The organism is Proteus sp. Marseille-Q3619 (genome assembly GCF_965283115.1).
Genome location: NZ_CBDIMP010000001.1, coordinates 2,733,128 through 2,746,795 on the forward strand (window position 1 = coordinate 2,733,128; position 13,668 = coordinate 2,746,795).

Consider the following 13,668-nt stretch of genomic DNA (forward strand, 5'->3'; position numbering starts at 1 on the left):
CTAGTGAATGATGTTCATTCTGTTGATTGTTTGGCTTTGCGTTTCTCCGATTTAAGTTTTTTCTCACAGGCATCAATAACCCATGATGAAAAATTAGAATTTTCACGTTTTACACTTGAGTCAATTTCTTCAAGTAATTCATGTGGAAATCTAATTCCTTTGGTTGTTGATTTATTGTTTTTATATCCAGTAGCCATATATAGGGTTTCCTTAAATTGGTGTAGGAACACTATACAGGGAATTTTTCAATTTAAAATACTTGACGTGTTTATACACTTAGATATAAGGTGTTTGTACACCTTGCTTTGTTCTGGTGTGAAAATAGCAACGCCCCGAAGTGCTAGGAACACTATCGAGGCGTTTAACCAAAATGTTATACGAGGTAACACTATGGCTATGTATAAGTCTACCCAAACTCACCCTAAATTTAAATGGCGTTTTTTCTCATGCCAGCAATCTAAATATTTTTCCGTTGAAGCTACCAGTGAGCAAGAAGCCCGTTCTATGCTTCCAGATTCTCCTTGCCTATTCTCTGCTCGTATTCGTAAGGATGTGGCTCATGGATAAATCAATCGAGCTGTATAACGCAGAGTATAAGTCACAGCAAATTGGTACGTTATTTGAGGTGATTTTTGACTACGTTTGTAAACAGGAAGAAATAGATCACTATCTTTTAGATCTGATAAGCATCGCCTGCGATATGAATCAGCAGATTCATCAATATGCGGCTTCTGCTATGGGGGAAAATCATGCGTAACCCTCAACCTAATGAATTCTACACGCACAAAAACGGTGAGACAGTCAAAGTGCTGTCCATTCAGTTTAATCGTGTGATCTTTATCCGTGATGGATTTGATAGCCCCGTCATTATGGCTATTAACCAATTCACCAAAGAATATACCTACGCAGGGAGAGCTTAATCATGGCTGATATCTATGATTTTATTGTGCGGAGGGATTTTGATTCAATGAGTACAGACGAATTACGCCTCCTGAAAAGTGTGTCTTCTGATACTTATCACGGTCTACTATCTAGTTTAAAGGTAATGGGGGAGTGTGCATTCTGGGCATGTATCAACGAAGAATATTCTAATGAGCAGGCAAAGGACGATTTATTTCGTATTAGTGAGTCATTGATGTATTTACCTCGTTTGGTTGATGCCATGCGTTTTAATGAGCAAGAAGCGGAATTTAAAATTTATCAACGTGAGGGCTTTCCTTATACGGAGGTAGGCAATGACTAATATTGAGTTGATCCGTGAAGTAAAACGTAATGCGACCAATCATTGGGATAGTTTATTACCTCTGTGTGGGGTTAATGTACCTGAACGAGGTAAACATGGCGCATGCCCTGTATGTGGGGGAACTGACCGCTTTCACTTTATTGATGATCACCATAACGGCAATTGGTTTTGTCGCCAATGTGATGAGCCTAATCACGGTGACGGATTGGATTTAATTGCCAAAGTAAAGGGTATCTCTATTTATGAGGCGGCCAAAGAAGTCTCACAAGCTTTGTCATTGCCCTTACCTGAACCAGCCAGAAAGGAGGCTCCAAAATCAGAGTCTCAACCTATAACAGAAAAGGTACAAAAGCTGGTGGCTCAAACGACAGTAGGCAAATCAGCGTATCTGACTCAAAAGGGGCATGAGTGCCCCGTAAAATTACTTGCTGATGGTTCGATGCTGTTAATTATTCAGCGTGGTAGTGAGGTGACAGGGGCGCAAATTATCAAGCCTAATGGTGAAAAGCGTCTGATATCAGGGACAAAGAAAAAGGGGAGTTTTATCCTCTTATCTGAATTACCAGAAACTACCGAGACAGTATTGATTGCCGAAGGGTATGCAACCGCCTTAACAGTGAGTCAACTACATAGTGGTTTGGTGTTGGCTGCGATTGATGAAGGTAATTTATTATCCGTCACTGAATGGGCTAGAAAGCATTATCCCAAGGCAAAGATAATTATAGCTGCGGATAATGATATTAAGATTGGTCAGCCAAATGTGGGTAAAATTTCAGCAGAAAAAGCCGCTAAAACGGTTAATGGTTGGGTAACTTTACCGCCGACAGAAGATAAAGCCGATTGGGATGATTACCGTCAGCAATTTGGGATTGAGAAAGCAAAACAGGCGTTTAATGAAGGAATGTACCAAATGGATAATTTAGCCACAGTAACAGTTATTCATGCGGATAAAAAAGGGGCGAATACCAATCTCTCACAAATGGCGGCCAGTCAACGAGGCGCATTACTCGCAGAACGTTACGGAAAACTCGCTATTATTCCTGATAGTGAAATGGTTTATCACTATGTTGATGGGGTGTGGAACAAAGTATCTGATAGTGATTTACAACGGGCAATGGTGGCGATTTTTGATGAATATGAAACACCTTATAGCCCAACGGGGGTTAAAAATGCGATTGGTGCGTTGAAATTACAAATTCCAGTTTTAGGTGAGCAAAAGCGAGAGTTAATTGGTTTTAGTAATGGCGTGTATGATTTATCGACTCAACAATTTAAGCCTCATGCACCCGAAAACTGGTTACTTAATCATAATGGGATCGTATTCACTGCGCCTGAATCTAATGAGAATTTAAAACAACATGCCCCTAGTTTTTATAAGTGGTTATCTCATTCGGCTGGCAACGATGAAGAAAAGATGAACCGTATTAATGCGGGCTTATTTATGATTTTAGCTAATCGGTATGATTGGCAATTATTTATCGAGGTGACGGGTGAAGGAGGGAGTGGTAAAAGTGTTTTTACCTCTATCGCGACTTTACTTGCAGGGGCACACAATACCGCCAGTGGCAATATGAAAGCCTTAGATGAGGCGAGAGGGCGTTATCAATTTGTGGGTAAAAGTCTCATTACCTTACCTGACCAAGTAAAATACGTTGGAGAGGGGGCTGGCATTAAAGCTATTACAGGCGGTGATTTAATCGAGGTTGACGGTAAGTATGAGAAGCAATTCTCAACCATTATTAAAGCGGTTGTTTTGGCGACGAATAACGAACCAATGAGCTTTACTGAACGTAACGGAGGGATAGCGCGTAGACGGGTTATTTTCTCTTTTAATACCCCTGTTAAAGAGAATGATAAAGATCCCTTGTTACCTGAGAAGATAAGCAAAGAGTTACCCGTTATTATTCGCCATTTATTGAAATTATTTACCTGCCAAGATAAGGCTAAATTATTACTGCAAGAACAGAGAGATTCAGGCGAAGCTTTAGCTGTCAAAAGTAACTCAGATCCCTTGTACAGCTTTTGTGCTTATTTGGTTTCACTAGGCGAAGAGTTAGGGATGAAGATGGGGAATAAGAATATTTATCCTCGTGCGCCGAGGATCTATCTCTACCATGCTTATTTATCATTTATGGAAGCTTACGGGTTTGATAGACCGTTAACATTAACCAAGTTTGGGGATTCATTACCCAAGGTGATGCAAGAGTATAAAAAGGACTATCGAAAGTTTAAAACGAAACGGGGTTATTACTATAACGTTGATTTAACTGATGAAGCTAACGAGTGGCTTCCTGCAGTACCTGAGTTAAGAAAAAGTTAGCCCCCTAGTTATAAAGTTTTATGTTCAACTGTGCACCCTGTTCACCAATTTTTATATTTGATTGATTTATAATATAAAAACAGGGTGCATAGTTACTTCTGAACTGTGCACCAACTGTTCACCCTGTGCACCTTTTATATTTTTAGTGGTGCTAAAGTAGGAAAAAAGGCGGATGAATAAAAAGAGAAGGTCAGGAATTATTCATCATCAGCTAAAGTAAAGATATTGAGTAAGTGAGGTGGTGATATGGCTTTTATCGGAGATATAATTAGTTTAGCAAAAGAGTTGTTCATTCTTGTTACATCTAAAAATAAGGTATCAGATCAGTTTATTGATATTAACGAATATGATTCAGATGAAGATAAACGTTTAAAGATGGCTCACAATGAAAGAATGACTAGGCAAAGAATAACTGGACTCACTAATGAGACGGCACAAAAAGAAGCATTAAAAATGTGTGAGCACTATACCACAATTCCTAATTACAGATTTTTTGCACCATTTGATAAATGTGTAATTGTTGATGGAGACTCACATCAATTCAAACTCGATGAAGAAAAAAGAAAATTCTATGATAAAGAAAGTCAATACGCTTATATTGTCGGTAGTTTTTTCTTATTCCTTGCAGTTGTAACGTTTTGGTATGAAGGTATAACTAAATATACCTTAGTCATGTTACCAGTGTTCATTCTTATTGCTGTTATGTGTTATATAGCATGTTATCGCTTATTTGTTCCGAGTGAAAAAAAACTAAAGGAAGCTCAAAAATACATATCTGATTATTACAACTCTATAGATACAGATTGAATAGGTGGCAATATGACAATTACATTAAAAGAGATAAAAGAGCATCAAGAACGTTTCGATATTGGTGATATCAGCCGAATGAACACAGAAGAATACAAACAACTCCTCTTGAGAGAGGCTTTTTTCTGGCTGGATCATCATGAGGCACTTCGTCATCAGCTTTCAGGTGAAATCATTGCTTACTACCCTGATCAGGTTGATGCGCTGATAGAGCAGTTAAAAATATACAAACAAAGAATGCAGGAAGCAGGAAAAGGCGACTTTGATTAATAAAGTTTTGTAAATGTTTTGTCCTCATGTTTTCGCATGTTAAGCCCTTCAATTGTAGAGGCTTTTTATTATATTTTTCAGATATATATTGATAAGTGGCACTCAGACGTGAGCCGCCACTTGACCGTTTAATCAAGTTACGAGAGGTAGCCTGCGGGATGCAGAAAAAGATTATTCGGTCTTCCTCTCTTTCTGTGTTGGTTTCACGTCTTAACATTTTATTGTTTATGGAAACCACTTCATGAAAAGACTTCTCGAATTGCGCCAACAAAAAGCAACTCTCACCGAGCAAATGCGCTCATTGCTCACTAAAGCAGAAAACGAAAAACGTTCTCTCACTGACGGTGAGGCCAAAAGCTTTGATGAGTTACGTCATCAGTCGGAATCCCTGAATACTGAAATTGCCCGCTATGAAGCGATGGCAGAAGAAGAACGCAGTCAAGCAGGCAAACAGGTATTAGGTGATAAAGCCATCAGTAATGATGAATTACGTCATTATATCCTGACAGGCGAAACGCGCGCGTTATCTACAGGGGTTCCGGCTGATGGTGGCTATACCGTTATTCCTGAGTTGAATAAGCAAATTATGCAGCAATTAACCGATGATTCGGTGATGCGTAAAATCTGTACCATCAAAACCACTCACAGTAACGAATATAAACAATTGGTTTCTGTCGGTGGTGCAAAAGTCAATCACGGTGAAGAAGGTCACGCTCGTACTGAAACCAGCACACCGAAGTTAGAAGAAGTGAGTATTAAATTATTCCCTATCTACGCCTACCCAAAAACCACGCAAGAAATTATTGATTTTAGTGATGTGGATATTCTGAGCTGGTTAAGCACTGAGATTGGTGACACGTTCGTTGATACTGAAGAAGTCGATCTCGTCACGGGAGATGGTTTGAAAAAAGCAAAAGGTTTTTTAGCTTATCCTCGTGAAGCCAAAGATGACAAAACGCGTGCTTTTGGCAAATTAGAAAAACTGGAAGCAATGACACTGACAGCGGATAGCTTGATTGATTTGAAATTTAAGCTTAGAGCGAAATACCGTAAAAATGCTGTTTGGGTGATGAACTCCAATACTGCCGCTAAAGTACAGAAACTGAAAAATGGCAATGGGGATTATATCTGGCGTGACCGTTTACAGTCTGGCGATCCTGATACCTTATTAGGCTTGCCGGTTCATTACCTCGAAAATATGACCGACGATGTGATTGCATTAGGTGACTTTAAACGCGGTTACTTCATTGTGGATCATGAAACGGGGACACGTACTCGTCCTGACAATATTACAGAACCGGGCTTTATCAAAGTTCACACCGATAAATATTTAGGAGGTGGGCTGGTGGATTCTAACGCCATTAAAGTGTTGGAAGTGAAAGCTGCGGGTTAATAACTCTGGAAGCGTTCCTGTGATCTCAGGAGCGCTCTTTATTGTCAGGAATGTGTTATGAAAAATATTGAGTTAGAAATCCGTACCGCCACGCTGTCTGCCAGTGATAAAAAGCTGGTAGGTTATGTCATTAAATGGGGCTTACGTTCTCATGTGCTTTGGGATGAATTTGTCGAACAGTTTGCCCTAAATGCGTTCAGTAACAGCTTATCAAAGGGGAGTGATGTCAGGGCGTTATACGAACATGATTACACTAACCTATTGGGACGCACGACTTCTGGCACATTACAGCTTACCGAAGATGAAACAGGGTTACGTTTTGAACTCACTCCGCCTGATACGCAACTAGGGCGTGATGTTCTCACCTTGGTTGAACGAGGTGATATTTCAGGCATGAGCTTTGGTTTTCGAACGATTAAAGATCAGTGGGATATTGGTCAAGAGCCGTATGTCAGAACCGTATTAGAAGCCGAACTCCATGAAATCACCATCACCAGTTTACCCGCTTATCCTGATAGCGGCGTAGAAATTGCCAAACGCTCCTTAACACTCAGTAAACCGCAAGCGGTAAAAGATTTTGACCGCTGGTTACAATTAGCTGAGGTGGAATAATGTGGCCATTCAAACGTAAAGCCTCCGAATCCCGTAGTCTAAGTATTGATGAGTTTCTTTCTCTGGCAGGGATATCTAACACAAACTCAGGGGAACACGTTAGCTCGTCAACAGCGGAGGGCTTACCTGCCGTGATGAATGCGGTGACGGTCATTAGTGAAGCTATTGCCTCCATGCCCTGTTTTCTGTATCGAGTACACAATGATAAAGGGCGAGAATCAAGAGAGTGGTTAAGTGATCATCCTGTTGATTATCTTCTCAATGAAAAGCCAAATGACTGTCAGACCGCTTTTCAATTTAAGCGCACGTTAATGCGTCATTGTTTGCTCAATGGTAACGCCTATGCGGTGATTGCATGGGGCAAAGATGGACAACCTAAATCAATACATCCTTATCCACCCAGTGCGGTAGTGATTAATCGACTTGGGGAGCATCGATACAGTTATACCGTGACTGAACCGTATAGCGGTAAGGTGAAAACTTACCTACAAGAAGAAATTTTGCATTTACGTTATGCGACCGATGACGGTTTTTTAGGACGCTCACCCGTTACGATTTGCCGTGAAACATTGGGCTTAGGATTAGCTCAACAACGACACGGTGCGAGTATCATGAAAGACGGTATGATGGCATCTGGCATTATTAAATCGGGTGAATGGCTCGATAGCCTCAAAGGAACTAAGGCATTAGAAGCCCTAGAACGCTACAAAGGGGCACGTAATGCAGGGAAAACCCCCATTCTTGAGGGTGGCATGGAATATGAACAATTAGGCATGAGTAACCAAGATGCGGAATGGTTAGCCTCAAGGCGTTTTACCATTGAAGATATTGCCCGTATGTTCAACATTAGCCCTATCTTTTTACAAGAGTATTCCAACAGTACCTACAGTAACTTTAGTGAGGCAAGTCGTGCCTTACTGACCATCACTATGCGCCCGTGGTTAGCTAACTTTGAGCAACAAATTAAATCGGCGCTGTTACTCACGTCACCCACACCAAATATTCGTTATCAAGTGGAATTTGATACGGCAGATTTACTCCGCGCTAATCCTACCGAACGTTTCCGCAGTTATGAAACCGCGATTAAGTCAGGGGTTATGTGTCCGAATGAAGCCCGTGAGCGTGAGGGGTTGCCGCCTCGTGAAGGCGGTGATGAATTTAGTCAGGCATGGAAACAGACCGTCGAGGTCAAGAAAGGTGCTGACAAGGAGGATGAATGAAAGCAGGGCGCATGAATCAACGGGTGACTATTCAACGCTCAAAACTAAAACCAGATGCCCTCAGTGGTAATGAGGTGATGTGGTTTGATATTGCGACAGTCTGGGCAGAGGTAAAAGGCATTCGAGGGCGGGAATATTTCAGTAGTCAACAGACACAAAGTGAAACCACCGTGAGAGTTTGGTTGCGTTATTTTCCTGATGTGACTACCGCGGATCAGTTGATGTTTCACTACGCAGGTACGGACGGCAAGTATTGGGATATTAAAAGTATTGTGGCCGATAAAGCCAAGGGCAGTATGGAAATGATTTGTGTGGGGGCAGAACGTGACGACAACTAAGCCAGAAATTGGTCTTGATGAAGTGAAGTTACATTGCCGTATTGATGGGAGTGATGAAGACAAACTGATTGAGTCTTATATCACGGCAGCATTAGAAGTCTGTCAACAACATATTGGCAAACGATTTGAAGCAGGACTGGACTTTACTCCCGCGATAAAGATTGGCTGTTTAATGTATATCTCATTGCTGTATGAGAACCGAGGTTTTATCAGTGAAGGTGAGATAAAAGAAATCCCGTTTACGATTAAATCATTGTGGTCAGTTTATCGCGATGTGGGAGTGTATTAGATGCCATGGCAACCACTAAAGCGTTGTAGCTATCCAAGCTGTAATAAGCGTGTGAAGTCTGGGCGATGTGATGAACATAAACGAGAGGCTAGACGACAACAGGACAGTCAGCGAGGAACGCGAACCGAACGAGGTTATAGCAATCGATGGGGGCAGTATCGCTTGCAGTATCTCAAGTTAAATCCGTTATGCGTGCATTGCCTCAGAAAAGGGATATATACCCCTGCAACTATTGTTGACCACATTATCCCTATTAATGGTGATAGTGATGTGTTGTTTTGGGTGGATTTTAATCATCAAGCGTTATGCCACAGTTGCCATAATACCAAAACCTTTAAGCATGATCCTCTTACTAAACAAAAGCGTAAAAATGGGGAATATCGAGAGTTAGAGGAAAAGGCGACACGACATAATGATTGGCGAGATGAGTATAACCGTAATGCGTGAAGATGAAGTAAATCAATTGGTTAAAGGGCTTCTTAAGCACAGTGAACCGTATCGACAACGACAACTAAAAACGCCTACAACGCACACAGCAAGGCGCACAACACAACGCGATAGGGAGCTTATGGAATGTTTCCGAAATCGTTATAGAAGCGCATAGAAGGAGTGGGGGCATCAAAAATGACAAACGCTCTCGTTTCAGGAACCGCGCACCTCCTCGAATTTTTACGCACGGCAATTTTTTTGAAAATAATTTACTAGGAAATAGAAATAGTTATGGCAAGAGCACCTAAACCCCCTGTTTATCTTAATGAGATAGCGACGAAAGAGTGGAAAACAAAAGCCAAAATATTGGCAGAACGTGACGATCTGACGTTAGCCGATTGGAACAATTTAGAATTGTATTGCGTCAATTATGCGATGTACCGTAAAGCGGTTGAGGACTTAGATAATCGAGGGTTTAGCATTATCAATAGTCAAGGCAGTGAGAGCCGTAATCCCTCATTGAGTGCCAAGGCTGATGCTGAAAAAATCATGATTAAAATGTCTTCCTTACTGGGGTTCGATCCCGTTTCTCGTCGTAAAAATCCAATTGAAACCGAGGAAGAGGACGAATTAGATCGCCTATGAACGCATGGGAGCAGTACGCAAGCGACATCAAAACAGGCAAAATCCCCGCCTGTCAGCGGTTAAAGCAAGCCGTTGAACGTTACTATAATGACTTAAATAACCCGCTTTACACCTTTGATAATGAGGTCGTAGAGCGTTTTATCGGGTTCTCCCGCGTTTGCTCGCATGTTAAAGGGCACTTGCGAGGTAAGCCGATAGAGCTTGAGCCGTGGCAACAATTTGCCTTTGCTAATCTCCTTGGTTTCAAGGTGACCTCAACGGAGCGAAGAAAATACCGCAGTGCTTATATTCAGGTTCCCCGCAAAAATGCAAAATCCACCGTTGCGGCAATACTGGCTAATTGGTTCTTGGTGATGGAAAACGGGCAACAAGATATTTATACCGCCGCAGTGAGCCGAGATCAGGCGCGTATTGTCTTTGATGATGCCCGTCAAATGTGTGTGTTGTCTAAACCACTTAAAAAACGGGTGGTCATACAGCAACATAAAGTTATTAATCCGAAACGTAATAGCTTATTGAAACCTCTTGCCGCTAAAGCCGCGACTATTGAGGGAACCAATCCCAGTTTAGCGATTGTTGATGAATATCACTTACACCCTGATAATGCGGTTTATTCTGCCCTTGAATTAGGGATGGGGGCACGTCCTGAAGGGATTTTATTTGCGATCACAACGGCAGGCAGTAATGTCATTTCAGCCTGTAAACAACATTATGATTATTGTTGTCAAATCCTTGCAGGTGAAGAACAAAATGAATCGTTATTTGCTTTGATTTATGAACTCGATGACGAAAAAGAAATTGACGATGAACGTCTGTGGATAAAGGCGAATCCCAATCTTAATGTGTCAGTTGATGGTGATGCTTTATATGACACGATACAAAAGGCACGAGGCATTCCCTCTCAATGGACGGAAATGTTAACTAAACGCTTTAATATCTGGTGTCAGGGTGAGACTCCTTGGATGGGGGAAGGGGCATGGTTAGCGTGTAAAATGGACTATACCGAAACTGATCTACGAGGCTTGGAGTGTTATGCTGGGATGGATCTATCTTCTACGGGGGATATTACCAGTGTCTGCTATACCTTTCCTGTTGATAATGAATTGTTGTTATTAACTCGCCACTATATCCCCGAAGCGCAGTTACAGAACCCCGCCAATAAGAACAGGGCTATTTACCGTCAATGGGTTAAGTCAAGTTGGCTTCGTACCACTCCTGGTGATTGTATTGATTATGATCGCATTCGTGATGATGTGCTTAGAGACAGCCAACAATTTAATATCAAATTGACAGGTTTTGATACATGGAACGCTACCCATTTAAGGACACAGCTACAAGGTGCGGGGTTAGATGTTGAGCCATTCCCTCAAACTTACATGAAGTTTAGCCCTGTGGCGAAATCAGCCGAGGTATTCGTTAATCGTAAAATCATTCGTCACAATGGCGATCCGGTGCTTGCGTGGGCGATGGCTAATGTTGTAATGGAAACGGACGCAAACGCCAATATCAAGCCCAATAAAAAGAAATCAGCGAATAAAATAGACCCAGCCGTTGCGTTCTTAATGAGTTTTGGTACATGGCAGATAGAGCATGAGGATTTTGTCTTTAGTTTAACGGATGAGCAAAAAGAGCGTTTAGCCTCATTCGATGGGGTGTAACTGATTTATTGTCAGTTGCAAATTTTCGTTATCAACCACGATGAGAATCACCATAGTTGCAGACGGTCAAATTGACCGTTAGCAATAAAAACAATGTGTTGTAACTTATCACCATTGGTCACTAAAACAATGACCAATGAGCGTTAATCTAGTTTTATGACAGAATTAAGTGTTATCAAGCAGTTATAAACATAAACCCACTTTGTGTGGTAATTAATTATAATCAATTAGTTATCCTGATAGTTGAGATGTTGCGACGAATTTCTTCGGAACCTATTGTCTAAAGTGAGGACTTCGAAGTAAGTGATGCAATAAAAAGTGCATCGGTTGAAATGATTAATGGTTTAAAACCTACGTTGTAGAAATCACCATTCAGATGATAAAGATGGGAAAAGGTGTAACGGAAATCATCACACCTTCAAAAACAGTCAAACTATAACCTGTATATCGACATACTTCTTAGTACTGTTACCCTTTCCGACTATGCCTATAATTACAAGCGTTAAGACTAGCCTCAATTTTGAGAAGACTGATTTTATTGATAAATATAGACTCAAAAATGAGTAGATTGATTTTATTGGTAAAATTAGACTGCACCCACATTTGAACTTTAATAGAAATCATTATGCTATAAAAAAGTGCACAGTATGCACAGTTGGTGCACACCGTATTCACCCTTATTTATTGTTAAATATCAATTGATTAAGTTGATGGTGCATAGGGTGCACAGTTGAGGGCTTCAAAAAGATTTATAGGGGGGGTAAGGAACAAATCGCAGGATAATAAAGTTTATTTGTACATAATTTAAACTACGAAAGTTTTGTAGTTTACCTATCTCTTTCTTTTCACATTAAGCAATCAGTCTGGCGAAACAGCTGCCACCATTTTGATCATACCTTTGGCATAACATAGTTAGAAAGCTAACAATCATCACGTTTGTATCTATCTTATCGGTTGTTTATACAATTGTTCAGGTATCCGTGTATAAATATATGTATAAACAACAACAAAAAAGCCCTTAACAAATAATGAAAAGGGCTTTTTGATTCAATGTGTTATACGACTTCTATTAATTCATGCCGTATTTTTTCAGTTTCTTACGCAGTGTGCCACGGTTAATGCCCATCATTTGCGCTGCACGCGTTTGGTTGCCACGGGTGTACTGCATTACCATGTCCAACAATGGCTGTTCAACTTCAGCCAATACTAGCTCATATAAGTCATTAACATCTTGACCATTTAATTGAGCAAAATAGTTCTTCAGTGCTTGTTTAACTGAGTCACGTAAAGGTTTTTGGGTCACCTGATCTTGTGAATTTACGGTGGCAACTGTTAGTACGTCTGAATTTACGCGTTGTTCGAACATAGTTCTGTCAGCTCTTTTATTTATTTACGCAAAAAATTTTCGAAATATGCTTCCAACGCCTCCAGCTGTTCGCTGGCATCCTCTATGGCGTTGAAGGAGCGCCGAAACTGGTCATCAGGGGCATGTTCCTTGAGATACCAAGAGACATGCTTGCGTGCAATGCGAGTTCCTTTGCCTTGACCGTAAAAGTCGTGCAACTCACGCACATGCTTTTGCATTATTTGTTGTACCTCTGCAATCGGCAGAGGGGGCAACAGTTCACCTGTGTCCAGATAGTGCTGGATTTCCCGAAAGATCCAGGGTCTTCCCTGAGCAGCGCGACCGATCATCAAAGCATCGGCTCCAGTGTAGTCTAATACTGCTCTGGCTTTTAGCGGGTCTGTTATGTCTCCATTCGCAATAATGGGAATAGAAACACTCTGCTTAACTGTCCGAATACTGTCGTATTCGGCTTCCCCTTTGAACAAACACTCGCGTGTACGTCCATGAATAGTGAGAGCCTGAATACCACAACGTTCAGCCAATTTGGCAATCTCTACACAGTTACGTTCATCAGGTGACCAGCCAGTACGGATCTTGAGAGTAACAGGAACATCTACCGCGTTAACCACAGCAGAGAGGATCTCTGCGACAAGGTCGGGATGACGAAGTAGTGCTGAACCGGCTAGCTTTTTATTCACCTTTTTTGCAGGGCAACCCATGTTAATGTCGATAATTTGAGCGCCACTATCTGCGTTTATTTTCGCAGCTGCCGCCATATCAACGGGATCACTTCCTGCAATTTGTACGGAGCGGATCCCCAATTCATCACTATGTACCATTCGTAATCGAGACTTGTCTGTCTGCCAAACCTGAGGATTGGAAGAAAGCATTTCAGAAACTGTCATACCCGCACCCATATCATAGCAAAGTGACCGAAAAGGTCGGTCTGTAACGCCAGCCATGGGAGCCGCGATAAGGCAATTTTTTAACTGATACTGTCCGATTCGCATAGATGAAAAGAGGGCCAAACTGTGACTGCAAGGGCGCGTATATTACGCATTTTTTGCCAGATATGAAAGGACAAAGTTTAACCAAA

General features: G+C 41.3%; 18 protein-coding genes. 15 read left to right on the forward strand and 3 right to left on the reverse strand.

Annotation, left to right across the window (positions count from 1 at the left end; translation table 11 throughout):
- Window positions 1-14: 14 nt before the first annotated feature.
- Window positions 15-197, reverse strand: a complete 183-nt coding sequence (locus ACWPWK_RS12615; protein WP_075206332.1) for a YlcI/YnfO family protein — start codon at window positions 195-197, stop codon at window positions 15-17.
- A 193-nt stretch (window positions 198-390) separates the two neighbouring features.
- Between ACWPWK_RS12615 and ACWPWK_RS12620 the strand changes: the two genes are divergently transcribed.
- The 15 genes from ACWPWK_RS12620 to ACWPWK_RS12690 all read left to right on the forward strand — a co-directional run bounded on the left by ACWPWK_RS12620 (window position 391) and on the right by ACWPWK_RS12690 (window position 11,224).
- Window positions 391-567, forward strand: a complete 177-nt coding sequence (locus ACWPWK_RS12620; RefSeq protein WP_109372000.1) for a host cell division inhibitor Icd-like protein — start codon at window positions 391-393, stop codon at window positions 565-567.
- Window positions 560-757 (forward strand): hypothetical protein, encoded by a 198-nt coding sequence (locus ACWPWK_RS12625; protein WP_109371998.1) that lies wholly within the window; start codon window positions 560-562, stop codon window positions 755-757. The genes ACWPWK_RS12620 and ACWPWK_RS12625 overlap by 8 nt, the downstream gene beginning before the upstream one ends.
- Window positions 750-920 (forward strand): DUF4222 domain-containing protein, encoded by a 171-nt coding sequence (locus ACWPWK_RS12630; protein ID WP_075204518.1) that lies wholly within the window; start codon window positions 750-752, stop codon window positions 918-920. The genes ACWPWK_RS12625 and ACWPWK_RS12630 overlap by 8 nt, the downstream gene beginning before the upstream one ends.
- A 2-nt stretch (window positions 921-922) precedes the next feature.
- Complete coding sequence (locus ACWPWK_RS12635) at window positions 923-1,243, forward strand: hypothetical protein (protein WP_109371996.1); 321 nt, start codon at window positions 923-925, stop codon at window positions 1,241-1,243.
- Window positions 1,236-3,563: a primase-like DNA-binding domain-containing protein gene (locus ACWPWK_RS12640; protein ID WP_109371994.1), complete on the forward strand. Its 2,328-nt coding sequence runs from the start codon at window positions 1,236-1,238 to the stop codon at window positions 3,561-3,563. The genes ACWPWK_RS12635 and ACWPWK_RS12640 overlap by 8 nt, the downstream gene beginning before the upstream one ends.
- 246 nt (window positions 3,564-3,809) lie before the next feature.
- Complete coding sequence (locus tag ACWPWK_RS12645; protein WP_109371992.1) at window positions 3,810-4,370, forward strand: hypothetical protein; 561 nt, start codon at window positions 3,810-3,812, stop codon at window positions 4,368-4,370.
- Between the two features lie 12 nt (window positions 4,371-4,382).
- The gene (locus tag ACWPWK_RS12650; protein ID WP_102086848.1) at window positions 4,383-4,640 is read left to right on the forward strand and encodes a hypothetical protein; all 258 of its coding nucleotides are present in this window, start codon (window positions 4,383-4,385) and stop codon (window positions 4,638-4,640) included.
- A gap of 241 nt (window positions 4,641-4,881) precedes the next feature.
- Window positions 4,882-6,033 carry a phage major capsid protein gene (locus ACWPWK_RS12655; protein WP_109371990.1) on the forward strand — a complete coding sequence of 384 codons (1,152 nt, stop codon included), beginning with the start codon at window positions 4,882-4,884 and terminating at the stop codon, window positions 6,031-6,033.
- A gap of 57 nt (window positions 6,034-6,090) precedes the next feature.
- Entirely contained in the window at window positions 6,091-6,645 is a 555-nt protein-coding gene (locus ACWPWK_RS12660) for an HK97 family phage prohead protease (protein WP_109371988.1), read from the forward strand.
- On the forward strand, window positions 6,645-7,865 hold the full coding sequence (locus ACWPWK_RS12665; protein WP_109371986.1) for a phage portal protein: 1,221 nt from the start codon (window positions 6,645-6,647) through the stop codon (window positions 7,863-7,865). The genes ACWPWK_RS12660 and ACWPWK_RS12665 overlap by 1 nt, the downstream gene beginning before the upstream one ends.
- Window positions 7,862-8,203 carry a phage head closure protein gene (locus ACWPWK_RS12670; protein WP_049237073.1) on the forward strand — a complete coding sequence of 114 codons (342 nt, stop codon included), beginning with the start codon at window positions 7,862-7,864 and terminating at the stop codon, window positions 8,201-8,203. Before ACWPWK_RS12665 ends, ACWPWK_RS12670 begins: the two co-directional genes overlap by 4 nt.
- The gene (locus ACWPWK_RS12675) at window positions 8,190-8,492 is read left to right on the forward strand and encodes a head-tail connector protein (protein ID WP_049237071.1); all 303 of its coding nucleotides are present in this window, start codon (window positions 8,190-8,192) and stop codon (window positions 8,490-8,492) included. Before ACWPWK_RS12670 ends, ACWPWK_RS12675 begins: the two co-directional genes overlap by 14 nt.
- On the forward strand, window positions 8,493-8,939 hold the full coding sequence (locus tag ACWPWK_RS12680) for an HNH endonuclease (protein WP_049237069.1): 447 nt from the start codon (window positions 8,493-8,495) through the stop codon (window positions 8,937-8,939).
- Window positions 8,940-9,212: 273 nt separating this feature from the next.
- On the forward strand, window positions 9,213-9,566 hold the full coding sequence (locus ACWPWK_RS12685; RefSeq protein ID WP_004245345.1) for a phage terminase small subunit P27 family: 354 nt from the start codon (window positions 9,213-9,215) through the stop codon (window positions 9,564-9,566).
- Window positions 9,563-11,224 (forward strand): terminase large subunit, encoded by a 1,662-nt coding sequence (locus ACWPWK_RS12690; RefSeq protein ID WP_109371984.1) that lies wholly within the window; start codon window positions 9,563-9,565, stop codon window positions 11,222-11,224. The genes ACWPWK_RS12685 and ACWPWK_RS12690 overlap by 4 nt, the downstream gene beginning before the upstream one ends.
- A gap of 1,069 nt (window positions 11,225-12,293) precedes the next feature.
- Here the strand turns inward: ACWPWK_RS12690 and fis are convergent.
- Both fis and dusB read right to left on the reverse strand, forming a co-directional pair.
- Window positions 12,294-12,590 carry a DNA-binding transcriptional regulator Fis gene (gene fis / locus ACWPWK_RS12695; RefSeq protein ID WP_004245342.1) on the reverse strand — a complete coding sequence of 99 codons (297 nt, stop codon included), beginning with the start codon at window positions 12,588-12,590 and terminating at the stop codon, window positions 12,294-12,296.
- Window positions 12,591-12,610: 20 nt separating this feature from the next.
- Window positions 12,611-13,582, reverse strand: a complete 972-nt coding sequence (gene dusB, locus ACWPWK_RS12700) for a tRNA dihydrouridine synthase DusB (RefSeq protein WP_069368388.1) — start codon at window positions 13,580-13,582, stop codon at window positions 12,611-12,613.
- Between the last annotated feature and the right edge of the window lie 86 nt (window positions 13,583-13,668).